Here is a 26,655-nt window from a genome sequence, read left to right on the forward strand (position 1 = left end):
TGCTAGTTTCCGCTCGGCAGGGCCTACTATGTGCCGCATGGCCCGACCGCGCAAGCCCCTCCTCAGCCGAGAGCGCATCGTCGCGGCGGCGAGCGCGCTGGTGGACGCGGAGGGCCTGGACGCGGTCTCCACCCGGCGCCTCGCCGCGGAACTCGGCGTCAGCGGCCCCTCGCTCTACAACCACTTCCGCAACAAGGACGAGATCCTGGACGCCGTGGCCGACGCCGTGAGCGCCAAGGTCGATCTGTCGATGTTCGACGAGTCCGACCCGCGCGACTGGCGGACCGCGCTGCACGACTGGGCCCTCTCCTACCGGACGGCCCTCACCGAACACCCCAACGTCGTCCCGGTCCTGGCCCGCGGCCCCGGCCGACGCCCCGCCGGCCTCAAGGTCGCCGACGCGGTCTTCGGCGCGATGGTCCGCGCGGGCTGGCCGGCCGCCCAGGCCACCCAGATCGGCGCCCTGATGCGCTACTTCATCACCGGCTCGGCCCTCGGCTCCTTCGCGGGCGGCTTCGTGGACGACGCGACCGCCTACGACCCCTCCGACTACCCGCACCTGGGCCAGGCGCACCTCCTCGCCGAACACCAGGAGAAGGTCGACGAGGGCGCGTTCGAGACGGGACTGCGCGCCCTGCTGGACGGACTGGCGGCGCGTTACGAGGCGGGTCCGCGGGCGAAGCGGACGGGGACCGCCCCCTCGGACCGCTCCCACGGAGTGTGAGGTTGCGGCAGCAGGTCGCCGTCCACCCCGGCCGCCTGCTGCGCACCGCGGCGGGAGCGCCGCGGTGCGGGGACGGCGGCGCGGTCCGTCCGGCGGGCGGGTCGGTCTCGCGCTCCCGTCGCCGGCCCGGCGGGCCGGACCGGCGACGGGGAGGCCGAGGCGCAGGGTGTCACTCCCGGGCAGCCGCCCTCTTCGCGAGAACCCTGATCGAACCGAGCGCGACGACGGCCAGCACGGTGATGTAGGCGGAGACGGCCATCGACGTGCCCGACGCCTCCAACAGCAGCACCATGACGAACGGGGCCAGGCCGCCACCGAACACGGCCGCGATCTGGTAGCCGAGCGACGCGCCGGTGTAGCGCATCTCGGGGGTGAACAGCTCCGCGAACAGGGCGGCCTGGGGCCCGTACATGATGCTGAGGAAGCAGCTGGTGACGAAGGTACCGACGGCCAGCCACAGCAGCGACGCGGTGTCGATGAGCAGGAACAGCGGGAACGCCCACACCAGCAGCCCGATCGCACCCGCCGCGTAGATGCGCAGCCGGCCCACGCGGTCGGAGAGGGCCGCGGACGCCGGTATCAGCGCGAGCTGGGTGAGACTCACGCACAGGGACACCGTGAGCACCGCCTCGCGTTCCATCCCGAGTTCGCGGGTCGAGTAGTCCAGCACGCCGGTGATGATGATGTAGAACGTCGCGGTGTTGACGGCGAAGGAGCCACCCGCCAGGAGGACCGTGCCGAGGTGCCGGCGCAGGATGGTCCGCAGCGGTGAGCGGGGCTCGTTCTTCTCCTTCTCGGCCAGGGCCTGTTCGGCCTCGCGGAACTCGGGGGTCTCCTCGACCCGGGCGTGGATGTACCAGGCGAGACCGAGCACCAGGAAGCCGACGAGGAACGGCACCCGCCAGCCCCAGGACGCGAACGCGGCGTCGTCGGTGAGGGCGCCGGCGGCGAGGAACACGGTGTTGGCGGTCACCACGCCGATGGGCACACCGAGCTGGACGAGGCTGCCGTACAGCCCGCGCTTGCCCTCCGGCGCGTACTCGGTGGCCATGAGCATCGCGCCGCCCCACTGGGCGCCGACGGCCAGGCCCTGCATCACCCGGAGCAGCACGAGGAGCAGCGGTGCGGCGACGCCGATGGTCTCGTACGTCGGGAGCAGGCCGATGCCGGTGGTGGCGAGGCCCATGAGGGTGAGGGCGAGGACGAGCATCGGCTTGCGGCCGCGCTTGTCGCCGAACTGTCCGGCGATGATCCCGCCGACGGGACGCGCGAGGAAGCCCACGGCGAAGGTCGCGAAGGCGGCGAGGACTCCGGCCGAGGCGCTGCCCGCCGGGAAGTAGAGGTCACCGAGGACCAGTGCGGCGGCGATACCGAAGACGAAGTAGTCGTACCACTCGACGGCCGAGGCCAGGGCGGCGGCACCGGCCACGCGTCGGCGGTGGCGGTCGGTGGGAGCGGTCTCCGGTGGATTGCCGGCGAGCGGGGAAGGGGGTGCCGTGTCCATGCGTGCACACTCCGATGGGTGCGGGGGACGAAGGGTGCGGGGACCGTACCGACCGGATGGTATGGAGGTCAACGGGTGGCGCAACAGGACTTTTTGCTCGATCATTACCCGTCAGTAGCGTGTGGGGCGTGCCAGGGTGGACCCGTGGAATTCACGCATCCGCCGGCCACCGCGGCCTGGCTCCACCAGGACTCCAGGCAGGGCTTCGAAGTGGCGTTCTTCCGGGTCACGGACGACGGCCGGCGCATCGACGGCTACGCGGCCGTCTCGGAGGACGGCGATGCCTTCGCCGTCGAGTACGACATCGAACTGGACACGACGTGGCGGACACGGACGGCACGCGTCCGCGGCCGATCGCCCTCCGGCAGCCGAACGGTGCTGCTGGAGTCGGACGGCTCGGGCCACTGGGCGGTCGACGGCGCACGGGCGCCGTACCTCGACGGCTGCTTCGACGTCGACCTGGAGGCGTCGGCGATGACCAACGCCCTGCCCGTGCGCAGGATGGCGCTGCCCCTCGGCACCGAGGCGTCCGCACCCGCCGCGTGGGTGCGCGCGCTCGACCTCACCGTGGAGCGGCTGGAGCAGACCTACACCCGCACCACCGACCGGGGCACCCACACCTGCTACGACTACCGGGCGCCCGCCTCCGGCTTCTCGTCCCGCATCGTCTACGACGAGTCCGGACTCCCCCTGGAGTGCCCGGGGATCGCCGTCCGCGCGGGCTGACGGCGATCCCCGGGCGACTCGCCTACGGGAAGACGACGAGCGCTCTGCCGCCCTTGCCCGCGAGCATGTTCTCGAAGGCGGCCGGGATGCCGTCGAGGCCGATCCGCTCGGTGATGAGGGTGCTCAGGTCCAGCCGGCCGGCCCGTACGTGCTCCGCGAGCACGGGGATGTCCCGGGCCGGGTCGGAGTTGCCGTAGACGCAGCCGGAGAGCGTACGTCCCCAGTGGAACAGCTCCAGGGCGTGGAAGGTGACCTGCTGGTCCCTGCCGCCGATGCCGACCACCGTGGTCCGCCCGCCGCGCCGGGTGGAGTCCCAGGCGGTGCGGATCGTCACCGCGCGGCCCACGCACTCCACGGCCACGTCGGCGCCCTGCCCGCCGGTCAGCCCGCGGACCTCGCGGGCGGTGTTCTCCGAGGCGACGATGAAGTCGGTGGCCCCGGCGGCGAGGGCGAGGCCCTCCTTCTCCGGCGACACGTCAACGGCGACGATCTTCGAGGCGCCGGCGATCCGGGCCGCCTGGATGGTGGCGAGCCCGACCCCTCCGACGCCGAGGACGGCGACGGACTCCCCCTCCCGGACCCGCGCCGAGTGGTGGACCGCGCCGTAGCCGGTGAGGACCGCGCAGCCGAGCAGCGCGGCATCGGTGAGCGGCACTCCCTCCGGGAGCGGCAGCACGCAGTTCGCCGCGACGACGGTCTCCTCCGCGAAGGCGGCGACGTTGAGCCCGGGATGCAGTTCGGTGCCGTCCTCGGTGACGGCGTGGACGGCACCGGCGCCCTTGAGCGCACCGGCGCAGAGCCACACCTCACCGATGGAGCAGTGGTGGCAGCGCCCGCAGGACGGCGCCCAGTTGAGCACCACGGCGTCGCCCGGGGCGACATGGGTGACGCCCTCGCCCACGGACACCACCGTGCCCGCGCCCTCGTGCCCGAGGACGGCGGGGACCGGCACCTGCATCGTGCCGTTGGACAGGGACAGATCGGAGTGGCAGACCCCGGCGGCGGCGAGGCGGACCCTCACCCGGCCGGGACCGGGCTCGGGGAGTCGGATGCCGGTGATCTCCAGGGCGGAGCCGACGGCGGGCAGGACTGCGGCGCGGACCACGGTGGTTGTCTCCCGGTTCAGAACTGGAGGGACTTGGTGTGCAGGTACTCGGCGAGGCCGTGCGTGCCGAGTTCACGGCCCACGCCCGACTGCTTGTAACCGCCGAAGGGTGCCAGCGGGTTGAAGCGGCCGCCGTTGACGTCGACCTGGCCGGTGTCCATCCGGCGGGCGAAGGCGACGGCCTCGTCCTGCTCGCCCCATACGGCGCCCGCGAGCCCGTAGACCGTGCCGTTGGCGATCCGCAGGGCGTCGTCCACGTCCTCGTACTCCATGAGCGAGACGACCGGGCCGAAGATCTCCTCCTGTGCGATGGTCATCTCCGGGGTGACGTCGGCGAAGACGGTCGGCGAGACGTAGTAGCCCGTCTCGCACGGCGCCTCGGGGCCTCCGGCGACGAGCCGGGCGCCCTCGGCGACGCCGCGCTCGATGAAGCCGCGGACGCGTTCCCGCTGCCGATCGCTGACGAGCGGGCCGAGGCGGTCGCCGGGTACGTACTTGGCGACCGCCTCCGCGGCCAGGGCCACGGCCTCCTCGTACCGGTCCCTGTGCACCAGCATCCGGGTCCAGGCGCTGCACGTCTGGCCGGAGTTGGACATGACGTTCGCGATCCCGGCGTTCACGGCGCGGCCGAGATCGGCCCCGGGGAGGATCACGTTGGCGGACTTGCCACCGAGTTCCAGCGCGACGCGCTTGACCGCGCCGCCCGCGGTCGCGCCGATGCGGCGGCCGACGGCGGTGGAACCGGTGAAGGAGACCAGGTCCACGCCGGGGTGCTCGGCGAGGGCCTGACCGGCGACCGGCCCGAGCCCGGTGACGAGGTTGAACACGCCGGCCGGCAGACCGGCCTCGTGAACCGCCTCGGCGAAGAGCTGGGCGGTGAGCGGGGTGTCCTCGGCGGGCTTGAGCACCACGGTGCAGCCGGCGGCGAGGGCGGGCGCGGCCTTGGCGACGATCTGGTGGAGCGGGTAGTTCCACGGGGTGATCGCGCCGACGACGCCGACCGGCTCGTGCAGCACGGTGGAGTTGCCGACCTCCTCCTCGAAGCAGTACGAGGCGGCCAGCTCGGCGTACGAACCGGCGACGAGGACCGGCAGACCGGCGTGGACGGTCGCGGCGAGCCTGGCCGGGGCACCGAGCTCGGCGGTGACGGTCGCGGCGATCTCGTCCTGCCGGGCGGCGAGCACGTCGCGGAGCGCGGCGATGCGCCCGGCACGGGCCGCCGGCGCGGTGGCGGCCCAGCCGGGGAAGGCGTCGCGGGCGGCACGCACCGCCGCGTCGACATCCTCCGGCGTGCCGGCCGGGACATGGGCGATGACCTGCTCGTCCGCGGGATTGACCACCGCGATGGTGTCGGCACCGGCGGCGGGGCGCCACGCGCCGCCGATGTACATCCCGTCGTGGGCCTTCATCCGCTACTCCTTCGGGCACGGCAAGAGCTGACCGCAGCCCAAACTAGCGGTGTTAGTTTTTCGGCGCCAGGGCGGTGGGGCGCGGGGTGATGTGATTCTCCCCCACCCACCCCGCGAGCCGGGAGCGACGGTCCGGCCGGTCGCTCCGCCCCGGCCCGCGGCGGCGCCCGTGCAGGGCGGACCGGGGCCGCCGGCCCGGCGGCGAGCGGTTCGCCGGGCCGGACGCCGGGGGTGCCTCACCGGACGCCGGACGCGCCGGGATCCCGGGCCCGGCCGGCGGTCCGGCGTCCGGCCCGCGGTTGCGGGGGATGGGGGGTGGCCCGCACCGCGGGGGCGCTCAGGCCGGGGTCTGACCGAGCGCCGTCGGGGAGGGCTGCGGCGGGCGGGTGGACGGCGGGGAGATGGACGCGACCTGGGCACGGCCGCGGTCGACCTGCTGCTGCCCCCCGCTGATCGCCGCCGGCGCGGACTGGCCTTTCTCCTCCGGGGACTTGGCCACCGCCGACCAGGTACGCAGCCGGTGACTGGCTGCCTCGTCGAGAGTCACCGGCGCCCCGCGCTGCTCCGCGAGCCGGCTCGCCTCGCGGCCGAGCGCGGCCACGTCCTCCCACCGCAGCTTGAGCACCACGGACAGCTCGGCCCCGCCGTCCGGGAGTCCCTTCATGATCGGCCCGTCACCATCAGTCATTGCCGCTCCTGTCGTTGAGGCACAGACGCTCGAGTCCCCGGGTGCCCACTAGTACGCAGTGGGTCCTCCGGGCGTTCAGCGCTGTTCCGTCCGGTCCGCGGTCCCGGCCGTGCCGCTGGACCAGGAAGGTCGCGATCACCGCGAAGCCGGGGTGGTCGGCGTGGGGCAGCACCTCACGTTCGCCCTGGGACTCCCACCGGAGCCGGCGGTCCGGACGACGCCGGGTGCCGTCGTTGCGTCCCGGAAAGGTGCCGATGTGTCGGCGACAGGCGGAGAACCCCGGCAGCTCGGGACGGGTGGGGGAACCACCGGCGGAGCGGGCCGCACTCCGGCGAGGACCGCGCCGCCGCCCCGGCCCGCGGGACCTCAGCGGGCCGGCGCCACCTCCACGGGGAAGCCGTTGAGCACGGCGGTGCCGGAGAGCGGGTCGAGCAGCGAGCCGTCGAGCAGCTGGTTGACGTTGACGCCCGGACGGGCCGCCGCCACCCGCATCCGGGTACCCGGACGGTCGTGCCCCCAGCCGTGCGGGAGGCTCACCACCCCCGTGCGCACGTCGCCGGTGACCTCGACCGGGACCTGCAGCTCTCCCCCGGCCGCCTTGATCCGGGCGAGGGCGCCGTCCGCCAGCCCCAGCCGGGCGGCGTCGTCGGGATGGACCTGGAGGGTGCAGCGGTTCGAACCCCCGTTGAGGGCCGGGACGTTGTGCATCCAGCTGTTGTTGGAGCGCAGATGGCGCCGGCCGACGAGCACCAGCCGGTCGTCCCGGGCCCCGAGCGCCTGCCGCAGCCGCGGCAGGTCTTCCGCGATCGGACCGGGCAGCAGTTCGACCCGCCCGCTGCGGGTCCTGAGCACCTGGGCCAGCCGCGGCCTGAGGGGCCCGAGGTCGATGCCGTGCGGGTGCGCGAGCAGATCGTCGAGGGTGAGGTCGTACGGTCCGAGGCGCAGCATCATGTCGAGGCGCCGCTCCGGGCCGTTGCGGCCGCTCAGCCGACCGGCGAGCGCCTCGGCGTCCTGTCCGTGCACCGGCGATCGGGGGTCGGCGACGGCCTTGGTGAGGGAGGCCGATATGACCATGTCGTCGACCGTGGACGGGTCGGCGCCGTGCATACCGCCCACCGCCAGGATCAGCCGGGCGTGGATCTCGCACTCGTCCGGCGCTCCCTCGTCGAGCGGGACGGCGGGAGGGGTGTAGCGGGCCTGGTTGCGCACGGCGAGTCCGTTGAACGAGAAGTCGTAGTGCCCGCTGCGCGACGGGGGCGGCGGTGGCAGGACGACGTCGGCGTGGCGCGAGGTCTCGTTCAGGTAGGGGTCGACGCTGACCATGAGGTCGAGCGCGCCGAGCGCCCGGTCCAGCCGGTCGCCGTCGGGCGCGGACAGCACGGGGTTGGCGGCGATGGTGAGCACGGCGCGGATCCGGCCCTCGCCGGGCGTCTCGATCTCCTCGGCGAGTGCGGCGATGGGCAGTTCGCCCTTCGCCTCGGGGTGGCCGGCGACCCTGCTGGCCCAGCGGCCGAGGGCGAAGCCCTTGCCGGGCGGGACGGGTTCGGTGGCGGAGCGGGGTGCGCGGTCGTGCGCGGCCAGCGGGAAGAGGACCCCGCCGGGCCGGTCGAGGTTGCCGGTGAGGATGTTGAGGACGTCGACGAGCCAGCTGGCGAGGGTGCCGTGCTCGACGGTGCAGCTTCCGATGCGGCCGTACACGGCGGCGGTCGGCGCGGCGGCGAGTTCGCGGGCGATGGTCCGGACGACGGCCGCGTCCAGGTCGCAGGCCGCGGCCACGGCCTCGGGCGTGAAGTCCCGTACGGCCTGGCGCACCTCGTCCACGCCCTCGACCTGTCCGGTGAGCGGGCCGGGGTCGGCGAGTCCTTCCTCGAACAGCACGTGGACGAGCGCGGCGAGCAGCAGCGCGTCCGTACCGGGCCGGATGGCCACGTGCCGGTCGGCGAGCCGGGCGGTGCGGGTACGGCGGGGGTCCACCACGGTGAGCCGGCCGCCGCGGCGGCGCAGCGCCTTGAGCCTGCCCGGGAAGTCGGGTGCGGTGCACAGGCTGCCGTTGGAGTCCAGGGGGTTGGCGCCGAGGAGCAGCAGATGGTCGGTGCGGTCCAGGTCGGGTACGGGGATCGCGACCGCGCTGCCGAAGAGCAGTCCGCTGGAGACGTGCTTGGGCATCTGGTCGAGGGTGCTGGCGGTGAAGAGGTTGCGGGTGCGCAGCGTCGACAGCAGCACGGGCGGATAGAGCCCGCCGGCCATGGTGTGCACGTTCGGGTTGCCGAGGACGACGCCGACCGCGTCCGGGCCGTGCTTCTCGATCAGCGGACGTATCCGGGTGGCGATCAGGTCGAACGCCTCGTCCCAGCCCGCCTCGCGCAGTTCACCGTTCTCGTCGCGCACGAGCGGGGCCCGCAGCCGGTCGGGGTCGGAGTCCAACTCGCCGAAGGAGGCGCCCTTGGGACAGATGAACCCCTTGCTGAAGACGTCGGCCCGGTCCCCGCGGACCGCGCCGACCCGCTCCTCCGCGCCGTCCCGTTCGACGGTCAGGGTCAGTCCGCAGGTGGCCTCGCACAGCGGGCAGATCCGCAGGGCGGTGCGGGTGGCGTCGGTTCCTGGCATGAGGCCCTCCCCGGGGCGGCGGCAGCGGTGACGCACGGGCAACGGTGAGCATACCGACCGGTACGCACGTTGGGGAGGGCCGTTTCGTCCGCACCCACCCGGGCCGTCGTCCACCCGCACCCCGGCGGCACCCCGGCCGGACGGCCGGGGTGTGCCACGGCGGGCCGGGCGCCGCCGTTGACCGGGGGCGCCCGGGAATCCTACTGTTAACCATAGGATTCCTTGGACCGGACGCATCGGAGAGTGCGGATGAGCGGTATCGAGCAGGCGAGGAAGACGGCCGAAGGGCTGGAGTACCTGTCGGGATTCGGCAACGAGCACCACTCGGAGGCCATCCCGGGGGCCCTGCCGCTCGGACGGAACTCGCCGCAGCGCGCCCCCCTCGGGCTCTACGCCGAGCAGCTGAGCGGCAGCGCGTTCACCGAGCCCCGCGCGCACAACCGGCGCTCGTGGCTGTACCGCATCCGGCCGTCGGCCGCCCACCCGCCGTTCGTCCGCGCCGACAACGGCGCCCTGCGCACCGCGCCGTTCACCGAGACCGTGCCGGACCCGAACCGGCTCCGCTGGGACCCGCTCCCGGAGCCCGCGCCCGGCACGGACTGGCTGGCCGGCCTGTGGACCCTCGGCGGGAACGGCGACGCCGCCCAGCGCACGGGCATGGCCGTGCACCTCTACCACGCCGACGCCGCCATGGAGCGGCGGGTGTTCAGCGACGCCGACGGCGAGCTGCTGATCGTGCCCGAGCGGGGCGGCCTGCTGCTGCGCACGGAGCTGGGCCTGCTGTCCGTGGAGCCCGGCGAGGTCGCGCTGATCCCCCGGGGCGTGCGCTTCCGGGTGGATCTGCTCGACGACTCCGTCCGGGGCTACGTCTGCGAGAACTACGGCCAGCCCTTCACCCTGCCCGAGCTGGGCCCGATCGGCGCCAACGGACTGGCCAACCCCCGCGACTTCCGGGTTCCGGTCGCGGCGTACGAGGACGTCGAGGGCGACGTCGAGGTGGTCAACAAGTTCTGCGGCAACCTGTGGACCGCCACCTACGACCACTCACCCCTCGACGTCGTCGCCTGGCACGGCAGTCATGTGCCGTACGTCTACGACCTGCGGACGTTCAACGTCATGGGAACGATCTCGTACGACCACCCCGATCCGTCGATCTTCACGGTGCTCACCTCCCCGAGCGACACCCCGGGGCTCGCGGGCGTCGACTTCGTGGTGTTCGCGCCGCGCTGGCTCGTCGGCGAGGACACCTTCCGGCCCCCGTACTTCCACCGCAACGTGATGAGCGAGTACATGGGCCTCATCGAGGGTGCCTACGACGCGAAGACCGCCGGAAAGGGCGGCTTCGTCCCGGGCGGCGGCTCGCTGCACAACATGATGTCGGCGCACGGACCCGACCGGGAGACCTTCGACAGGGCGAGCGCCGCCGAGCTGAGGCCGCAGAGGGTCGACGACGGCCTTGCGTTCATGTTCGAGACCCGCTGGCCGGTGACCGCCACCGCCCAGGCGGCGAACGCGGACCACCTGCAGAGGGCGTACGACGACGTGTGGCAGGGTCTGGAGCGCCACTTCCGGTCCTGAGGCCGGATCTGATACGGAGTTGCCGTGACCGCCTTCGCCCCCGACTCGCTCGTCCTGAACCGCAAGCTGCCCCTGTGGTACCAGGTCTCGCAGTCGCTGCGTGCCTCCATACTCGGCCGCAGGCCGCACGACCCGCTGCGCCTGCCGACGGAGGAGCAGCTGGCCGAGCACTACGGGGTGAGCGTGCTGACCATGCGGCAGGCGCTCAAGGAGCTGGAGTCGGAAGGGCTCATCAGCCGGCACCGGCGACGCGGCACCTTCATCGAACCGGGGGCCCGGCGCAGCGCGCCCCGGCGGCTGCTGGGCTCGATCGACGCGATCGTGGCCCAGCAGTCCGGTGAGCTGACGACCGTCCTCGGGCACGCTGCGGAACCGGTGCCGGGCGGACTCGCCGAGTACTTCCCGGACACGGACGAGGTCGTCACGTACCGCAGGCTGCGCTGCGACGGCGACAGCGGGGAGCCCGTGAACTGGGCGGAGAACGCGGTACGTCCGGACGTCGCCGCCCGGCTGGACGTGGCGGACCTCGAGCGCTGGCCGATGACCAAGGTGTTGCGGGACGCCGTAGGGGTACGGATCAGCCGCATCACGGACACGGTGGAGGCCCGGCTCGCCGACCCGGAGACGGCGGAACTGCTCCGGGTGCCGCTGCTGTCGCCCATCCTCCACTACACGGGCGTGACCTACGACGAGGAGGGGCGGGTGGTGGACGTGGCACGGATCCGGTACCGGGGCGACCGGTTCTCGTTCTCCGTGACCGTCGAGGCGGAATGAGCGGCCAGGGGGACGGCACCGGCGGCGCTGGCGTGCCACTGGACGACATCATGCCGTGGTCGACCGGGCCGCTGCGTCTCGGTCGCGACTGGGTGGTCGCGCCCGACGCCCGGACCCTGCGGGCCCGCTGGGACGCCCTGGTCGCGGCCGGGGGCGAGGAGCGGGCCGCCCTGTTCGAGGAGACCCGGGCCCGCGGTCCGGGCCGCCGCGTGGCGGCACTGCCCGGGCAGGCCACGGGGACTGGACGGTTCGCCGAGGAGAACGGGCGCTGCCCGGAGCCGGTGCGCATCGTCCACGCGCCGTTCGACGAGCAGTGGATCCTCCCCGACCACCGGCTGATCGACGTGGCACGGCCCGAGCTGTGGCGGGTCGCCGACGACCGTCAGCTCTTCGTGGTGGAGCAGGGCCGCGTCCCGGGCGACGACGGCCCCGCGGTGCTGGTCTCCGGCGTCCTCCCGGAAGGCCGCTCCGCCGGGAGGCCCGGCCGGATACGTCCCCTGTACCGGCGGCCCGCCGGACGTGAGCCGAACCTGGCGCCGGGGCTGCGGGCCGCACTGCGGGAGCGCTTCCCGGACGCGGCGGAGCCCGGGGACGTGCTCGCATGGGTGGCGGCCGCCGGACGGCCCACGGCCCGGGGCTGCGAGGTGCCGTTCACGGCGGACGCCGGAGTGTGGGCGCGCGGCGTGGAGCTCGGCCGGCGGCTCGTCGGCATCCAGCTCAGGGGGATGCGGGGCGGGGAGCGCCCGCGCCTGCCGGGCGGCAGGCGCCCGTACGTCCGGGCCGCGGTCCCCGCCCGCCCGGTGACGCTGGTGTACGACGCCGAGGAGGAGGCCCTCCTGCTCGACGGCGGACGGATCGCACCGGTGCCGGCGGAGGCGTGGGCCTTCCGGGTGGGCGGTGTCCGGGTGCTCGAGGACTGGTTCGCGCGGCGGACCGCGGAGCCGGCGGCGGGGACGCTCGGGGCGCTCCGTCCGTCCGGGTGGCCGCAGGAGTGGAGCTCGGAGCTGCTGGAGCTGGTCACGGTGCTCACGCTGCTCGGGCAACTGGACGGCGCGCGCGAGGAATTGGGCGAGGAGATCGCCCGTACCGGCTGGCACGACCTGCGCGTGCCCAGGGTACCGCGGGCCGCCCGCGCGCCCGCTTCCGTGCTCGACCACCACGAGGAGGGGCCGGGCGGGCAGTTCGTGCTGCTCTGAGGGCTGTCCCGCGATCCCCGGGAGACCGGCGCGCGGCGCCGGATGCGGTGCGTCGCGGCGGAGAGACGTCCTCGCACCGGGCGCATTCGGGCGATTCGGCAACGCAACGAGGCGCCGCAGCCTCCGCCGTGCCGGGAACGTCGGTTGGCTCCGGTGGGGCTTCCCCGCCGGCGGCGGACCGCACCGCGGGGTGACAAAGGTGGTACGTGCACGGTATCAACGGCTTCCATGAGCCAGCCGCTGCCCCTGGAAGGCATCACCGTCGTCGCCGTCGAGCAGGCCGTCTCGGCCCCGTTCGCGACCCGTCAGCTCGCCGACCTCGGCGCTCGTGTGATCAAGGTGGAGCGGCCCGACGGCGGCGACTTCGCCCGCGGCTACGACACCGCTGCGGGCGGCCTCGCCTCGCACTTCGTCTGGTGCAACCGCGGCAAGGAGTCCCTCGCCGTGGACCTCAAGGACCCCCGGGGGCTGGCAGCGGTCCGCCGGCTGATCACCAAGGCCGACGTCTTCGTGCAGAACCTCGCCCAGGGCGCGGCCGCCCGGCTCGGGCTGGACGCCGCCACGCTCTGCGCCGCGCACCCGCGGCTGGTCGCGGTGGACATCTCGGGGTACGGGGAGTCCGGCCCTTACGCGCACAAGCGGGCCTACGACATGCTCGTCCAGTGCGAGGCCGGACTGGTGTCCGTGACCGGCACCGCGGAACAGCCGGTGAAGGCGGGCATCCCGGCGGCGGATGTCGCCGCGGCCATGTACGCCTTCTCGGGGGTGCTGGCAGCCCTCCTGCGGCGAGGCACGACCGGACGCGGTGGTCCGGTGGAGGTCTCGATGCTGGAGTCGCTCGCGGAGTGGATGGGGCACCCCCTGCACCACGGGATGCACGGGGGCGACGCCCCGGAGCGCACGGGTCTGGCGCACGCGGTCATCGCGCCCTACGACGCCTACCCCACGGCCGACGGGGGTCAGGTACTGCTGTCGGTACAGAACGACCGGGAGTGGCAGCGACTCGCCGAGCGGGTGCTGGGCCGCCCGGAGCTGGCAGCCGATCCCGCCTTCGCGACCAACAAGGCGCGCACGGCGAACCGCGGGAGAACGGACGCGGTGGTCGCCCGGGCGCTGGCCCGGCTGGACACGGCAGAGGCCGTGACGGCGCTGGAGGAGGCGGGGATCGCCTGCGCCCGTCTCAACACCGTGGCCGATCTGGCCGCCCATCCGCAGCTGGAGGCCCGGGACCGCTGGCGGGACATCGCGACGCCCGTCGGCCCGTTGCGGGCGATGCTGCCGCCGATCACCCTCCCGGGCGGTCCGGAGCCGGACATGGGCGCCGTCCCGGCACTCGGCGAGCACACGGACGCGCTGCTGCACGAGGCGGGGCTGACGGCCGACGACATCGCCGAGCTGCACCGGTGCGGGATCGTTCTCACGGAGCACCCGGGCGGCGAACGCCTCGGGTGACACGGATGTTCACGGCGGGTTCTCGGCTTTCGGACGGGGCGCGCACGCTCGACCGGTCGCGCCCCGGACCGGCCGGCGGGCGGACAGGAGCCCCGGCACCGGCGCGCGGGCCCCGAACTGGGCCGGGGGCCGCGCGCACGCGGCGGTTGGTGAGGCTCGGCGGGGTGGTCGGGCCCACGGTGACCGGACGGGAGCGAGGGGGACGGGTGGGCGTGAACGGTCACGCGCGCCCGGGCCGCCGGCCGGCCACCCCGCCGGTCACTGGCCCCGGCTGCCGAACAGCGAGCGGCGCAGTCGTCGGAGCGGCGCGAAGAGCGAGACGCGCGCACTCTTGCTGCCGCGGCTGTGCGCGACGTCACGCGTCGTCAGCTCACGCATGAGGGACGTCGCCTCGGCCGCCTCGCGCTGCGGCACGGCGGGTCCGCCGAGTACCGCGAGATGGCGGTCGAGACGCGAGCTGGTCGCGCTCGTCCCGCAGGTGATCGCAGGGACCCGTGCCCTGCTGCGCATCGTTATCTGTTCCATGTCACTCCCCACCCGTACGAGGGCACCCGGCCCGGGCAGATTAACCCTATCGCCCCTGCCTCACACTCGTGTATCCCGCCTGAGCGATTCAGTACACACGTACGGGGGTTGACGACGAAGCAGTGAATCCACCTGATTCCAGGGCGAGTTGGACGGCCCGCGAATCCCGGACCAAACCTCCGGCCGCACCGCCCCGAACACCTGTCACCAGGCAGCAAGGACCGTCTCGTTCGCGACGGTACAAGCGCCGACGAGAGTCCACGACAGGACGGGACCGACATGTTCTCTCAACTCATCAGGAGCACACGGGGGCGCAGGAACCTCGCCTCGCTCGTCTGTGGTGCGCTGGCGGCAGGGGGGCTCGCGGCGGCCGGAGTGAGCTCCGCGCTCGCGCCGGGCGCCGCCAACGCCTCCAGCCACCGTGAGGCCCCGCTGATCTCCGGGCAGCCGCAGTACGACACGACGGACGTGTACGCGTTCGTCAGCCCCGACCGGCCGGACACCACGACGATCGTCGCGAACTGGCTGCCGTTCGAGGAGCCGGCGGGCGGACCGAACTTCTACCGCTTCGCGGACGACGCCCGCTACGACATCCACATCGACTCCGACGGCGACGCCCAGGGCGACCTGCTCTACCGCTGGACATTCCACAACCAGATCAAGAACGGTGACACGTTCCTGTTCAACACGGGCCCGGTGACCAGCCTGGACGACCCGGACCTCAACATCACGCAGACCTACGACCTGGAGATGATGCGGCTCCGGAACCAGCATGTGATCTCCACCACGAAGATCGCGAACGATGTGCCGGTCGCCCCGTCGAACGTGGGCAAGGCGTCCATGCCGGACTACGCGAAGCTCCGGAAGGAGGCCGTGCGCGAGCTGAAGGACGGCACCACCGTGTTCGCCGGCCAGGCCGACGACCCGTTCTTCCTCGACCTGCGGGTGTTCGACCTGCTGTACGGGGGCGACCTGTCCGAGGTCGGCCGGGACACCCTGAAGGGCTACAACGTCAACAGCATCGCCCTGCAGGTGCCCTCCGAGCACATCCGGCAGTCCGCGGGGCAGCCCGTGGTCGGGATCTGGTCGACCACGCACCGCAAGAGCGCGAGCGGGGACTGGACCCAGGTCTCCCGGCTGGGCATGCCGCTGGTGAACGAGGTGGTCATCCCGCTCAAGGACAAGGACCGGTTCAACGCCTCGTCGCCCTGGAACGACGCCGACTTCCTCACGTCCGTCACCAACCCGGAGCTGCCCAAGCTCATCGAGGACATCTACAAGATCGAAGCGCCCGAGGAGCCGCGGGACGACCTCGTGTCGGTGTTCCTCACCGGCGTCAAGGACCTCAACCAGCCGCCGGGCGTACGGCCGGCCGAGGCCCTGCGTCTGAACACGGCCGTACCGCCGACCGGCGAGCCGAAGCGGCTCGGCGTGCTGGACGGCGACAACGCGGGTTTCCCGAACGGACGGCGGCTGACCGACGACGTCCTGGACATCGCGCTCCAGGTCGTCGAGGGCGAACTCGTCGGGAAGAAGAACGACCTGGGCGACGCCGTGGACAAGAACGACGTGGAGTTCGAGAAGTCCTTCCCGTATGTGGCGCTGCCGACGTCGGGCTCCAACGGGCCCCTGGCGGAGGCCGCCGGCAACCGCAGCCAGCTCGACGGCGGCGCGGAGCTGAGGTCGGGAAGTGCCACGGACGACCGCACGGTGCTGGCGCTCTCCGCGGGCGCCGCAGGCGCGGGCGTCGTGCTCGTCGGAACCGGCCTCGCCTGGTGGCGGACGCGCCGGCGCGGCAGGTGGTCATGAAGCGGGCCACGCGGTCCGCGTGGCGCCTCGGGGCCGGGATCGTGGGACTGGCGTGCGTGCTGACCGCCACGGGAGCGGTGCTGGGCGGCCCGGACGAGGTGCCCACGGCCGCGGCCGCCGCGGGGGCGGTGGCCCCCGGGGCGGCTCCCGGACAGGGGGTGCGCACGCTCCAGGCCCATCTGAGGGCGCAGCCCAAGGACGCGGGCGCATGGGCGTCGCTCGGTGCGGCGTACGTCGAGGAGGCCAGGGTGAACGGCGATCCTTCGCGGTACCCCCGCGCCGGGGAGGCGTTCGCCCGCTCCCTGCGGCTGCGGCCCGACGGCAACGCCGAAGCGCTGGCCGGCCGGGCGGCCCTCGCGGCGGCCAGGCACGACTTCCCGGCGGCGCTCCGGGACGCCGACCGGGCGCTCGCGGTCAACCCGTACAGCGAGCGCGGTCTGGCCGTGCGGATCGACGCGCTCGTCGAACTCGGCCGCTATCCGGCGGCGTTGGACGCGGCACGCCAGGCGGACGCCCGCCGGCCGGGCATCCCGGTGTTCACCCGGCTCGCCTACGTACGGGAGCTGCGCGGGGACACCAAGGAGGCACGGCGCGTGCTGGAACTGGCCCGGAACTCGGCGAGCACCCGGGCCGACATCGCCTACACGGCGACGGCGCTCGGCCGGCTCGCCTGGTCCCAGGGCGGCTACGACGAGGCCCTGCGGCAGTGCGGCCGGGCCCTGGAGGCCGAGCCTGACAACCTGGAGGCACGCGAGTGCCGGGCGCGGGCGCTCACCGGCAAGGGCGAACTCACCGCGGCCATAGCGGAGTTCGAGACGATCGTCGCCCGGTCCCCACTGCCGGGACGGTTGGTTGCGCTCGGAGAGCTGTACGAGGCGAGCGGCCGGCCGGGGCCCGCCCGCCGCCAGTACGAGGTGCTCGGCACCTGGACGGGGCTCGCCCGGGCGGGCGGCATGAACCCGGACCTGGACACGGCCCTCGCCGCCGCCGACCACGGGGACCGGGCCGAGGCCCTGCGAGCGGCCCGCGCCGAATGGCAGCGCCGCCGCACCGTGCACACCGAGGACGCCCTCGCCTGGGCGCTGCATCGCGCGGGGCGCTCCGAGGAGGCCCTCCCCCATGCGCGGGCGGCGACCGCGACGGGCTACCGGGACGCGGCCTTCCTCTACCACCGCGGCATGATCGAACACGCGGCGGGCGAGCGGGCCGCCGCACGTGCCTCGCTGACCCGTGCCCTGGCGCTCAATCCCGCCTTCTCCCCCATCGGCGCGCGCGAGGCGCGCCGCGCGCTCGACGGTCTGGAGGCATCATGACCGATCCGTTGTCGAACACCCTCGCGGCGCTGCTCGCGGTCCTCGCGCTGATCGCCGGGGCACGAGGGTGCCTGACCCGCGTCCGCACGCCAGGGACGGACCGGGCGGTGCGGGTCACCGAGGAGCCCACGGCCCCCGCACGGCAGGCGACGGCGGTCCCTCACCCACGCCCCGCGCCGACGGCGATCGGCCGCGCGTCCGGGACGCGGCCGGGAGGCCCCGGCGGCCGGCGGCGCGAGCGGGCGGCGCGGCCCACGAGGCCCGTACGCGCGATAGGGGAACACGTCATGCGCGAACGCGTGTCCGGGTCGCGGCCGGGGACCTCCGGCACCGGGGACGAACGGGCAGCGCGTGAACGGTCGGCACACGGAGGGCCGGAGGGCGTACGGGGGCGCGGCCGGGGGCACGCGGCCGGGACCGCGCTACTGGTGGCGGCCGGGACGGCCGCCCTGCTCGTCGGGACGGGGGCGCCCGCCGCGGCCCACCCTCTGGGGAACTTCTCCGTGAACCGCTACGACGGACTCGTCGTAGCCGAGCGGGAGTTGCGCGTCGACCATGTCGAGGACCTCGCGGAGATCCCGACCGCGCGGATCCGGCCCCGGGAGACTGCGCCCGCCGCGCTGGCGGCTTGGGCGGAGGACCGCTGCGCCGTCGCGGCGCGGGAGGCCCGGCTGCTCGTGGACGGCCGCGCCGTGCCGCTCGAGACCGGGCCGGCGCGGGCCTCCGTCCGACCCGGCCAGGCGGGGCTGCCCACCCTCCGCGTCGAGTGCGCGATGCGCGCGCCGCTGCCGGGCGGCAGGGCGGATCTGGCGTTCACGGCCGCACCCGGTGAGGGTGCCGGCTGGCGGGAGATCACGGCACGCGGCGACCGCACGACACTGGCATCGTCCGACGTACCCGGCGAGTCCGTCTCACGCCGGCTGTCCGCCTACCCGCAGCGGCTGCTGGAGTCCCCGCCGGCCCGCACCTCGGCACGGCTCACGGCCGCACCCGGCGGGCCCGCGCTCGGCGAGGCGGCAGCGGTGGCGCCCCCGTCCGTGCTGCCGCGGGGGGTCGACCGCTGGACCCAGGCCCTGACGGGTCTGGTCGAACGGCGCGACCTCACCGTGCCGTTCGGGGCGCTCGCCCTGGTCGTCGCCCTGGGGCTCGGGGCCCTGCACGCGCTCGCCCCCGGCCACGGGAAGACCCTGATGGCCGCGGCGGCAGCGGCGGGCGGCCGGAACTCGCTGCGCGAGGTGCTGGCGCTCGGCGCCTCGGTGACCGTGACCCACACCCTCGGCGTCCTCGCCCTGGGCGCCCTGATCGTCGCGGGGTCGGCCGTCACTCCGGCCGTCGTCGGCTGGCTGGGCATGGCGAGCGGAATCCTGGTCGCGGTGGCGGGTGCGCTGCTGACGCGGCGGGCGTGGCAGGACCGGGCGCACGGGCGCGGGCACACGCACGTCCACTGGCTCGGCGGCGGCCGCTTCCGCACGCACACGCACACGCACCCCACCGGCGACGGCGACGGCCACACTCATGACCACGGTCACGAGCGGGCCCACGGCGGCGCCGAGGAGCACGGGCACGACCACGAGCCGGAACACAAGCACGGGCACCACCCCGGCCGCGGCTCCGAGCGGCAGCGGCCCCTGCGCCGCAGCATCCTGCTCGGTCTCGCGGGCGGCCTCGTCCCCAGCCCCTCCGCCGTGGTCGTACTCGTCGGTGCCGCGGCACTGGGCCACGCCTGGTTCGGGCTGCTCCTCGTCGTCGCGTACGGGGCGGGACTGGCCCTCACCCTCACCGCGGCCGGGTTCGCGGTCGTGCGCCTCGGGGGCCGGATCGCGACGCGGCTGGCACGGCGGCGGGCGGCCGGGAGGCTGGCCGGTCTCGTGCAGCGGTCGGCACCGATCGGCACGGCGCTCACCGTGGTCGTCCTGGGATGCGGATTGGCGCTCAGGGGGGCCGCAGGAGCGATGAGTTGAGCTAGCTTGGAAGGGTTTTCACCGTGATGGTCGCTCTGCGGCGGATGGGGGCTCGTCATGAGCGAGGTGCCGGGCGGCGGACTGGACGGCGAGACCCGGGTGGCGGGGCGCTACCTCCTGCTCGCCCGGCTGGGCGAGGGCGGGATGGGCGTCGTCTGGCGCGCCCGCGACGAGTTGCTCGCACGGGAGGTCGCGGTCAAGGAGGTCCGTGCCCCCGCCGGGCTCGGGACGGCCGAGGTGCGGCGGCTCTACACCCGGCTGGAGCGCGAGGGCTGGGCCGCGGCTCGGATCTCGCACCGCAACGTGGTCACGGTCTACGACGTGGCGGTGCAGGACGGACGGCCGTGGATCGTGATGGAGTTCGTCCGCGGACTCTCGCTCTCGGATGCGCTCGCCGCGGAGGGGCCCATGGCCCCGCAGCGCGCCGCCCGCATCGGGGCGGAGGTGCTCACGGCCCTGCGCGCGGCCCACGGGGCCGGCGTACTGCACCGGGACGTGAAGCCGGGCAACGTGCTGCTCGGCAACGACGGCCGCGTCGTGCTGACGGACTTCGGGATCGCCTCCGTCGAGGGCACGTCCGGACTGACGCTGACCGGCGAACTCGTCGGCTCGCCCGAGTTCCTCGCCCCGGAGCGGGCACTCGGCCGCACCCCGGGGCCCGCATCGGACCTGTGGTCGCTGGGGGTCCTGCTGTACGCGGCGGTCGAGGGGCGGTCGCCGTTCCGCAAGGACACACCGCTCGGCACGCTCCGCGCGGTCGTCGACGAGGAACCGCCCGCACCGCGCCGGGCCGGTGCGCTGGAGCCGGTGATCGCCGGCCTGCTGCGGAAGGAGCCCGCGGAGCGGATGTCCGCGGAGGAGGCGGAACGGCTGCTCCGGGTCGTCGGCGCGGGAGGCACGCCCCGCACCGGTTCCCCGGCGGGCTCCGGTCCCTACGCGGCCACCGCGGTCTCCGCCGCGCCGGTCGCCCCTGTCGCACCGGCCGGGGTGTTCGGCCCTCCCACGGATACGACGGCGGTCCCGGCCGGGGGTGGTCGCGGGCCGTCACCGGACCGCCCGCGGCGCGCGGCCGTCGTGCTGGCCGCCGGGGTCGCCGCCCTGGTCCTGTCGCTGGGCGGCCTCACCTACGCCCTGCTGAACGGCGGAAGCGGGGGCGGCGGGGCCGGGGCCGGGGCCGGGGCCGGGGCCGGGGGGACGAACGGCAGGGGGACGAACGGCGGTTCCGGGAGCGGCGGTACGACGGTCGGCAGCGATTCGGCGTCCGGTCCGGCGACGCCCTCCGGCGAGGGCCCTGCGGCGTCGGGCGACGGCGGGGCGTCAGCGACCGGTGGCGCCCCCTCGCCCACGGAGCGGCCGCGGCAGAGCGTGCACGTGCGGGTCCACGCGATCCGTGCGGAGTACCGCGGGGCGTGTCCCCCGCTCGAGGCGAAGGCCCCCGCGTTCCGGGCGGCGGTCACCGTCGGAAGCGTCCCGGTCTCCGTGGGGTACCGCTGGGTGACCGGGAGCGGACGGAGTTCCGACGGCGGCTGGAAGACGCTCGACTTCCCCTCGGGCGAGGGGAAGTCGCGCGAGATCGACCATGTGGAACTGACGTACACCGAGGGTGCGGTGCACCACGACCGGATCCGGCTGGAGATCGGGAGTCCGGTCGCGGCTCGGTCGCAGTGGGTGGCGTTCTCGGTGACGTGCGAGGAGGAGTCCCCGTCGGGCACGCCGTCCTCGCCGGGTCGGCCGTCGTACTCGGAGGGGTCCGGTCAGGCCGCCGACCGGAACGGCGGCAGATAGCCCCCGGACTGTCCGGAGGCGGTCGGGTGGTACGACTCGCCGATGTTCAGCCAGTTGACGCTGTGCAGCCATGAGGCGCCCGAGCAGATCTCGTGCCCGGTGAAGGACGGCACGACGTCCGCGAAGGTGAAGCCGTGGTCGGCGACGCGCTTGGCGATCGCGGCGTTGAGGTGGTCGGCTCCGCTGTTGATCGCGGCGCGCTCATTCTCGGTGAGTCCGGCGAAGCAGCTGCCGTTGAGCTTGTACATGCGGGGGTAGCCGAGGACGACGACCCGGGCGGACGGCGACTTGGACCTGATGGTCGAGTACACCGAGTCGAGCCGGGCCGGGAGGGTCGTGTCCACGAAGCGCTTCGCCTCCTGGACCCGGGCGACGCAGGTGCTCTCGGACTGCAGGACACACGTCGTCATCACGTCGGCGAAGCCCGCGTCGTTGCCGCCGATGGTGATGGACACGAGGTCGGTCCCGGAGTTGAGGGGGGCGAGCTGGCCGGCCAGGACGTCACCCGTACGAGCGCCCGCACAGGCCGTGAACGCGAACGACGAGGGTGAGTTGGCGGCCGCCCAGAGGGCGGGGTAGGCGCGGTTGGTGCGCTTGCACGAGCCGCTGTCGCCCAGATAGGCCCCGGCGCCGAGACCCGACGAGTACGAGTCGCCGAGGGCCACGTAGTCGACCGCGGCCGCGGGCTGTGCGGCCTGGGCCTGACCCGCGCCGGTGAGGGCGAGGGCGGCGCCGATGAGGAGTGAGGATGAGATTGCCGCGATTCGGGACAGTTTCATGGAACCTCCCATTAGCAGGATCTCTGCTCAACTGTCGTAGCATGCCCCTTTGTTCACCGGAAGTGTCCATGCCAAAAACAATACGACCGGACAACAGGGGTGTTGCGCGGTTGTTCTTGACGGCCCGTCCGGAACGACGGTTGGGGCGGAGCCCAGCATTCCGGCAATGCGCCGCATCTCCGCGCAAACACGCCGGGGCAGAGATCCCCCGGCACCCACTCGCCGCCTCGGGCGCACACCGACGCACTCCGCCCGGGGGGCCGCGGCAGAGGCGCTCGCGGCAATCGGATCAGTCCCCTACGCGCCCTTCACACCCTCCCGCCGCACGGCCGGTACGGACTGAGCACCCCTCCGTCCGAAAAGCGCTCATCCCAGCCGTCACGGCGATTGCTTCCCATCCCTCAGGCACCGCATTGCGTAACAGGTTTGTGCATTTCAGTACGCGCTGGCAAAACAAGGAGAAAAGTGCGCCCTACGGCCAGGTCTTGTCATACAGTCCCAATCATCAATACCGTCGTACATCCGCCCGCAACGGACCATCAAAGGCGACTCCTGGGGAGGGGTCTGACGTCGCGACGGTCCGTGGCGGGGCGCGGTAGGGGGGTGCCGTGCTCGGTCGCACTCGTGCCGAGTCGCGTACCGCGCGGCCAGCTATGCCGGCTCGCCCAGCCTGTACGGAGATCCATGCCGTCCCGGCCGGGGTGAGAACAACCCCCCTTTCGAACCGGACACTCATCCGGACCGCCCGGGGGTGGGCGGTCCACCGGACGAGAGGGAAACCGACTCATGAGCTCGTTCCTGCGCCCGGCGGTCCCGGGTCCTCACGATCCGACGGCCACGGCCGGCGCGCCCGCACCGGTCATGGCGACGGCCACGGCCACGCTCGGCCGAGTACCGGCCCAGTACCGTCCGATCTCCTCCCACCTCGCCATCGCACCGCCGGTCAGCGTCGTGATCCCGGCGATGAACGAGGCCAAGAACCTCCCGCACGTCTTCGGGACCCTGCCCGAGTGGGTCCATGAAGTCGTGCTCGTCGACGGCAACTCCACGGACGACACGGTGGACGTCGCCCGCGCGCTGTGGCCCGGCGTCAAGGTCGTCGAGCAGGCCGGCGAGGGCAAGGGGGACGCTCTCATCAGCGGCTTCGCGGCCTGCACCGGCGACATCATCGTCATGGTCGACGCGGACGGCTCCGCCGACGGCCAGGAGATCGTCAGCTATGTCTCCGCCCTGGTCGGCGGCGCCGACTTCGCCAAGGGCTCCCGCTTCGCCAACGGCGGCGGCACCGACGACATGACCCCCGTCCGCAAGCTCGGCAACCGCGTCCTGTGCGGCATCGTGAACGCCAAGTTCGGCGCCCGTTACACCGACCTCTGCTACGGCTACAACGCGTTCTGGCGCCACTGCCTGGACAGCATCGCCCTGGACTGCACCGGCTTCGAGATCGAGACCCTGATGAACATCCGGGTCGTCAAGGCCGGCCTGCGGGTCCAGGAGGTCCCCAGCCACGAGTACCTCCGCATCCACGGCATGAGCAACCTCAGGGCCGTCCGCGACGGTCTACGGGTGCTCAAAGTGATCCTCAGGGAGAAGGGCGTCCGCCGGGCCTCCCGCCGCGGTCCCGCAGCCGGCCTCAACGCCCCGCGAGGAGAGGTCTCTTGAAGCACCGGACGTTCTCCGTGGTGATCTGCGTCTACACCGAGGAACGCTGGACGGACATCCTCAAGGCCGTGGAGTCGGTGCGCCGGCAGTCGCTCCCGGCACTGGAGACGCTGGTCGTGGTCGACCACAACCCCCGGCTGCTGGACCGTCTCACCGAGGAGCTCAGCGCCGGCCGGGGCACCGCGTCACCGGCAGAGGAGGTGCGGGTGCTCGCCAACGCGGGCCCCCGCGGCCTCTCCGCCGGCCGCAACACCGGTATCGCCCTGTCCCGCGGCGAGTTCGTGGCCTTCCTCGACGACGACGCCATGGCCGAGCGCGACTGGCTGCGGCACCTCGCCGAGGGGTACGACGACCCCCGGGTCATGGCCGTCGGCGGCAGGACCCTGCCGCTCTGGGCCTCGGGCCGCAGGCCGGCGTGGTTCCCCGAGGAGTTCGACTGGGTCGTCGGGTGCACGTACCGGGGGCTTCCTCCCGGCCGCGTCCCGGTCCGGAACGTCCTCGGCGGCAACGCGTCCTTCCGCCGCACCGCCTTCGACGCCGCCGGGGGATTCGCCACCGGCATCGGAAGGGACGGCGACAGACGGCCCCTGGGCTGCGAGGAGACCGAGCTCTGCATCCGGCTCGGCCGGGCCCTCCCGGACGCGGTGCTGCTGATCGACGACCGTGCCGTCATCCACCACAGGGTCCCCGCGCAGCGGGAGCGCTTCCGCTACTTCCGCACCCGCGCCTACGCCGAAGGGCTGTCCAAGGCACTCGTCTCGCACAGTGTCGGCATCGGCAAGGGCCTCGAGACCGAGCGCCGGTACACCACCCGTGTGCTCCCGGCGGGCGTCGTGCGCGGGCTGCGCGACGCCCTGCTGGGCCGCCCGGGCGGTGCCGGCCGCGTCGGAGCCATCGTCGCGGGCGTCGCCGCGGCCGCGGCCGGGTACGCGGTGGCGCGGGCACGCGCCCGGTCCGGGGTGGCGTTCTCGCACGGCCCGATCACCGCGTACGCACCGCGTCTGGAAGGCGGCACGCCATGAACGCCGCCGTGCCGATCCTCATGTACCACGCGATAGCGCACCGGCCCGCCCCGGCGGTCCACGGCCTCTCCGTGGCGCCGGAGGCCTTCGCCGAACAGATGGGTCTGCTCGGCGAGCGCGGGTTCACCCCGGTCACGACCGCCGGGCTCGGCCGGGCCTGGCGGCACGGTGAACCCCTGCCGCCCCGGCCGGTACTGATCACCTTCGACGACGGCTACGAGGGCGTGCACCGGCACGCCCTTCCCGTGCTCGACAAGCTGGGCTTCGCGTCGACGCTCTTCGTGTCGACCGGCTGGCTGCGGGGCGCGCACGGGGAGGGCGGCGCTCCCGACACCATGCTGGACTGGGGGCAGGTGAGGGAACTGGCCGCGGCGGGCACGGAGATCGGCGGCCATTCGCACACTCATCCGCAGCTGGACCAGTTGGACGACCGACGGCTCCGGTTCGAGTCGCTGCGCTGCAGGGAGATCATCGCCGCGGAACTCGGCGACGCGCCGGTCTCGTTCGCCTACCCGTACGGCTACTCCAACCGCCGGGTCCGGCAGGCGGTGCGCGCGGCCGGCTTCGCGCAGTCCCTGGCCGTGGGGAACGCTCTGGCCCGCCGCCGCCAGGGGCCGTACGCCCTGGAGCGCGTGACCGTGCGCCGCTCCACGGGTGCCGAGCAGTTCGAACGGCTCGTCGAGGGCCGGGGACTCGCCCGCGACTTCGCCGGGGACCGGGCCCTCACCAAGGGGTACGCCGTCGTCCGCCGGACGAGGAGGGCGTTGCGGTTGCTGCGTACATGAGTGACCCGGAGCGGTGCACCCGAGTGCGGGCGGGAGAGCGGCGGCACGCCCCAAAAGGCCGTGCACCGACGGCCGACGTGCCGGATCATGGCGCCATGACCGCCACCCCTGAGCATGCTCTGCCGATCCGGCTCAACGTCGACGACAGCGATTCGCCGTCGGATGTCGTCGACGCGCTGTTCCTCGGCCGCTTCGCGACGGGCGAGCAGCCGTATTCGCACAGTTCGACGATCGACCGGGTCAAGCCCGGCGCCACACTGCTGCCGCCGGGCGCCCGGGTGCTGCGCGCCGCACGTGACGACGACCGGAGCGCGACGCTCGCCGAGGGCGAGGGGTGGACCCTGCTGATCTCGCGGTGGAACCGCGGGGCGGACATCACGGTCACCGCGGTCAGCCCGGAACTCGCCGAGAACGTGCACAGGGAGGCGACGGACGGCGTCCAGGACGAGCCCGAGCCGCAGCCCGACAACGTCACCATGGGGTTCTGGTACGTCTCCCCGCGCCGCGGCCCGCACCGCACGACCCGCCAGATCAGCGCCGGCACCTGGGACGAGGTCCGTCCCAACTACACGACCCCGGTGGCTCAGGCGATGGACCGGCTGATGAAGGTGACACCGGACGACATCGCGGGCCGGCTTCTCCTGCTGCACGGTCCGCCGGGCACGGGGAAGACCTCCGCGCTGCGGACGCTGGCCCGCTCGTGGCGCGACTGGTGCCAGGTGGACTGCGTCCTCGATCCGGAGCGGCTGTTCAACGACGTCGGCTATCTGATGGACATCGCGATCGGCGAGGACGAGGGCACGGCCAAGGGGCGCTGGAGGCTGCTGCTCCTGGAGGACTGCGACGAACTGATCCGGGGCGAGGCACGGCACGCCGCGGGGCAGGCGCTCTCCCGGCTGCTGAACCTGACGGACGGGCTGCTCGGCCAGGGCCGGAACGTCCTCGTGGGCGTCACCACCAACGAGGACCTCGAGCGGCTGCACCCCGCCGTCGTCCGGCCGGGCCGCTGCCTTGCACGGATCGAGGTCGGCCCGCTCACCCGCGAGGAGGCCGTGTCCTGGCTGGGTACCGAGGAGGGTGTCGGCCGCGAGGGCGCGACGCTGGCGGAGTTGTACGCCGTGCGCCGGGGAACGGCGCCGGCGTCCGTGCCGTCCCAGCACGGCGGGGCGGACGCAGGGCTGTACCTCTGAGGGCTGTCCCGGATCCAGTGGCCGGCGGCCGGGCCGTAGCTCTCGTGGGAGTGGCTGCGGC

General features: G+C 73.7%; 22 protein-coding genes. 14 read left to right on the top strand and 8 right to left on the bottom strand.

Going from position 1 to position 26,655, the window contains the following annotated elements; translation table 11 throughout:
- Positions 1–37 precede the first annotated feature (37 nt).
- On the top strand, positions 38–724 hold the full coding sequence (locus QMZ92_RS01885) for a TetR/AcrR family transcriptional regulator (protein WP_283295438.1): 687 nt from the start codon (positions 38–40) through the stop codon (positions 722–724).
- Positions 725–893: 169 nt separating this feature from the next.
- On the opposite strand, the gene QMZ92_RS01890 is transcribed toward QMZ92_RS01885, so the two are convergent.
- Positions 894–2,228 carry an MFS transporter gene (locus tag QMZ92_RS01890; protein ID WP_283295439.1) on the bottom strand — a complete coding sequence of 445 codons (1,335 nt, stop codon included), beginning with the start codon at positions 2,226–2,228 and terminating at the stop codon, positions 894–896.
- Positions 2,229–2,372: 144 nt separating this feature from the next.
- Here QMZ92_RS01890 and QMZ92_RS01895 point away from each other — a divergent pair, with 144 nt between their 5' ends.
- Positions 2,373–2,954 (top strand): putative glycolipid-binding domain-containing protein, encoded by a 582-nt coding sequence (locus QMZ92_RS01895; RefSeq protein ID WP_283295440.1) that lies wholly within the window; start codon positions 2,373–2,375, stop codon positions 2,952–2,954.
- A gap of 22 nt (positions 2,955–2,976) precedes the next feature.
- Here the strand turns inward: QMZ92_RS01895 and QMZ92_RS01900 are convergent, their stop codons facing one another.
- The 5 genes from QMZ92_RS01900 to QMZ92_RS01920 form a co-directional block, all read right to left on the bottom strand.
- Positions 2,977–4,059, bottom strand: coding sequence for a Zn-dependent alcohol dehydrogenase (locus QMZ92_RS01900; protein WP_283295441.1), 1,083 nt, complete (start codon positions 4,057–4,059; stop codon positions 2,977–2,979).
- A gap of 17 nt (positions 4,060–4,076) precedes the next feature.
- Positions 4,077–5,468, bottom strand: coding sequence for an aldehyde dehydrogenase family protein (locus tag QMZ92_RS01905; protein WP_283295442.1), 1,392 nt, complete (start codon positions 5,466–5,468; stop codon positions 4,077–4,079).
- 337 nt (positions 5,469–5,805) lie between these two features.
- Positions 5,806–6,156: a hypothetical protein gene (locus tag QMZ92_RS01910; protein ID WP_283295443.1), complete on the bottom strand. Its 351-nt coding sequence runs from the start codon at positions 6,154–6,156 to the stop codon at positions 5,806–5,808.
- Positions 6,149–6,328 carry a hypothetical protein gene (locus tag QMZ92_RS01915; RefSeq protein ID WP_283295444.1) on the bottom strand — a complete coding sequence of 60 codons (180 nt, stop codon included), beginning with the start codon at positions 6,326–6,328 and terminating at the stop codon, positions 6,149–6,151. The genes QMZ92_RS01910 and QMZ92_RS01915 overlap by 8 nt, the downstream gene beginning before the upstream one ends.
- Before the next feature lie 194 nt (positions 6,329–6,522).
- Positions 6,523–8,763 (bottom strand): molybdopterin oxidoreductase family protein, encoded by a 2,241-nt coding sequence (locus QMZ92_RS01920; RefSeq protein ID WP_283295445.1) that lies wholly within the window; start codon positions 8,761–8,763, stop codon positions 6,523–6,525.
- Positions 8,764–9,012: 249 nt separating this feature from the next.
- Here QMZ92_RS01920 and hmgA point away from each other — a divergent pair, with 249 nt between their 5' ends.
- From hmgA to QMZ92_RS01940, 4 genes are all read left to right on the top strand, one after another.
- Positions 9,013–10,341, top strand: a complete 1,329-nt coding sequence (hmgA, locus tag QMZ92_RS01925) for a homogentisate 1,2-dioxygenase (protein WP_283295446.1) — start codon at positions 9,013–9,015, stop codon at positions 10,339–10,341.
- A 24-nt stretch (positions 10,342–10,365) separates the two neighbouring features.
- Positions 10,366–11,115: a GntR family transcriptional regulator gene (locus QMZ92_RS01930; protein WP_283295447.1), complete on the top strand. Its 750-nt coding sequence runs from the start codon at positions 10,366–10,368 to the stop codon at positions 11,113–11,115.
- Positions 11,112–12,311 carry a type ISP restriction/modification enzyme gene (locus QMZ92_RS01935; protein WP_283295448.1) on the top strand — a complete coding sequence of 400 codons (1,200 nt, stop codon included), beginning with the start codon at positions 11,112–11,114 and terminating at the stop codon, positions 12,309–12,311. Before QMZ92_RS01930 ends, QMZ92_RS01935 begins: the two co-directional genes overlap by 4 nt.
- Before the next feature lie 228 nt (positions 12,312–12,539).
- On the top strand, positions 12,540–13,763 hold the full coding sequence (locus tag QMZ92_RS01940) for a CaiB/BaiF CoA transferase family protein (RefSeq protein WP_283295449.1): 1,224 nt from the start codon (positions 12,540–12,542) through the stop codon (positions 13,761–13,763).
- 258 nt (positions 13,764–14,021) lie between these two features.
- Here QMZ92_RS01940 and QMZ92_RS01945 read toward each other — a convergent pair whose 3' ends face one another.
- Positions 14,022–14,288: a hypothetical protein gene (locus QMZ92_RS01945; protein ID WP_171053167.1), complete on the bottom strand. Its 267-nt coding sequence runs from the start codon at positions 14,286–14,288 to the stop codon at positions 14,022–14,024.
- A gap of 279 nt (positions 14,289–14,567) precedes the next feature.
- Between QMZ92_RS01945 and QMZ92_RS01950 the strand changes: the two genes are divergently transcribed.
- From QMZ92_RS01950 to QMZ92_RS01965, 4 genes are read left to right on the top strand one after another with little or no spacing between them, the layout of a single operon-like run.
- The gene (locus tag QMZ92_RS01950; protein WP_283295450.1) at positions 14,568–16,097 is read left to right on the top strand and encodes a DUF4331 domain-containing protein; all 1,530 of its coding nucleotides are present in this window, start codon (positions 14,568–14,570) and stop codon (positions 16,095–16,097) included.
- Positions 16,094–17,410, top strand: coding sequence for a tetratricopeptide repeat protein (locus tag QMZ92_RS01955; RefSeq protein ID WP_283295451.1), 1,317 nt, complete (start codon positions 16,094–16,096; stop codon positions 17,408–17,410). Before QMZ92_RS01950 ends, QMZ92_RS01955 begins: the two co-directional genes overlap by 4 nt.
- Entirely contained in the window at positions 17,407–19,371 is a 1,965-nt protein-coding gene (locus QMZ92_RS01960) for an urease accessory protein UreH domain-containing protein (protein ID WP_283295452.1), read from the top strand. Before QMZ92_RS01955 ends, QMZ92_RS01960 begins: the two co-directional genes overlap by 4 nt.
- 57 nt (positions 19,372–19,428) lie before the next feature.
- Positions 19,429–21,156, top strand: a complete 1,728-nt coding sequence (locus tag QMZ92_RS01965; RefSeq protein ID WP_283295453.1) for a serine/threonine-protein kinase — start codon at positions 19,429–19,431, stop codon at positions 21,154–21,156.
- On the opposite strand, the gene QMZ92_RS01970 is transcribed toward QMZ92_RS01965, so the two are convergent.
- A complete protein-coding gene (locus QMZ92_RS01970) occupies positions 21,126–21,935 on the bottom strand; it encodes an SGNH/GDSL hydrolase family protein (RefSeq protein ID WP_283295454.1) in 810 nt (269 codons plus the stop codon). The two genes, QMZ92_RS01965 and QMZ92_RS01970, sit on opposite strands and share 31 nt — an antisense overlap.
- A gap of 786 nt (positions 21,936–22,721) precedes the next feature.
- Here QMZ92_RS01970 and QMZ92_RS01975 point away from each other — a divergent pair.
- The 4 genes from QMZ92_RS01975 to QMZ92_RS01990 all read left to right on the top strand — a co-directional run bounded on the left by QMZ92_RS01975 (position 22,722) and on the right by QMZ92_RS01990 (position 26,594).
- The gene (locus QMZ92_RS01975) at positions 22,722–23,597 is read left to right on the top strand and encodes a glycosyltransferase family 2 protein (RefSeq protein ID WP_283295455.1); all 876 of its coding nucleotides are present in this window, start codon (positions 22,722–22,724) and stop codon (positions 23,595–23,597) included.
- A complete protein-coding gene (locus QMZ92_RS01980) occupies positions 23,594–24,619 on the top strand; it encodes a glycosyltransferase family 2 protein (protein ID WP_283295456.1) in 1,026 nt (341 codons plus the stop codon). The genes QMZ92_RS01975 and QMZ92_RS01980 overlap by 4 nt, the downstream gene beginning before the upstream one ends.
- Complete coding sequence (locus QMZ92_RS01985) at positions 24,616–25,404, top strand: polysaccharide deacetylase family protein (protein ID WP_283295457.1); 789 nt, start codon at positions 24,616–24,618, stop codon at positions 25,402–25,404. Before QMZ92_RS01980 ends, QMZ92_RS01985 begins: the two co-directional genes overlap by 4 nt.
- 95 nt (positions 25,405–25,499) lie before the next feature.
- Positions 25,500–26,594, top strand: a complete 1,095-nt coding sequence (locus QMZ92_RS01990) for a DUF5925 domain-containing protein (RefSeq protein ID WP_283295458.1) — start codon at positions 25,500–25,502, stop codon at positions 26,592–26,594.
- Positions 26,595–26,655 lie beyond the last annotated feature (61 nt).

Origin of the sequence: Streptomyces sp. HNM0645 (assembly GCF_030056615.1) — a bacterium.
Taxonomy (GTDB): domain Bacteria; phylum Actinomycetota; class Actinomycetes; order Streptomycetales; family Streptomycetaceae; genus Streptomyces; species Streptomyces marianii.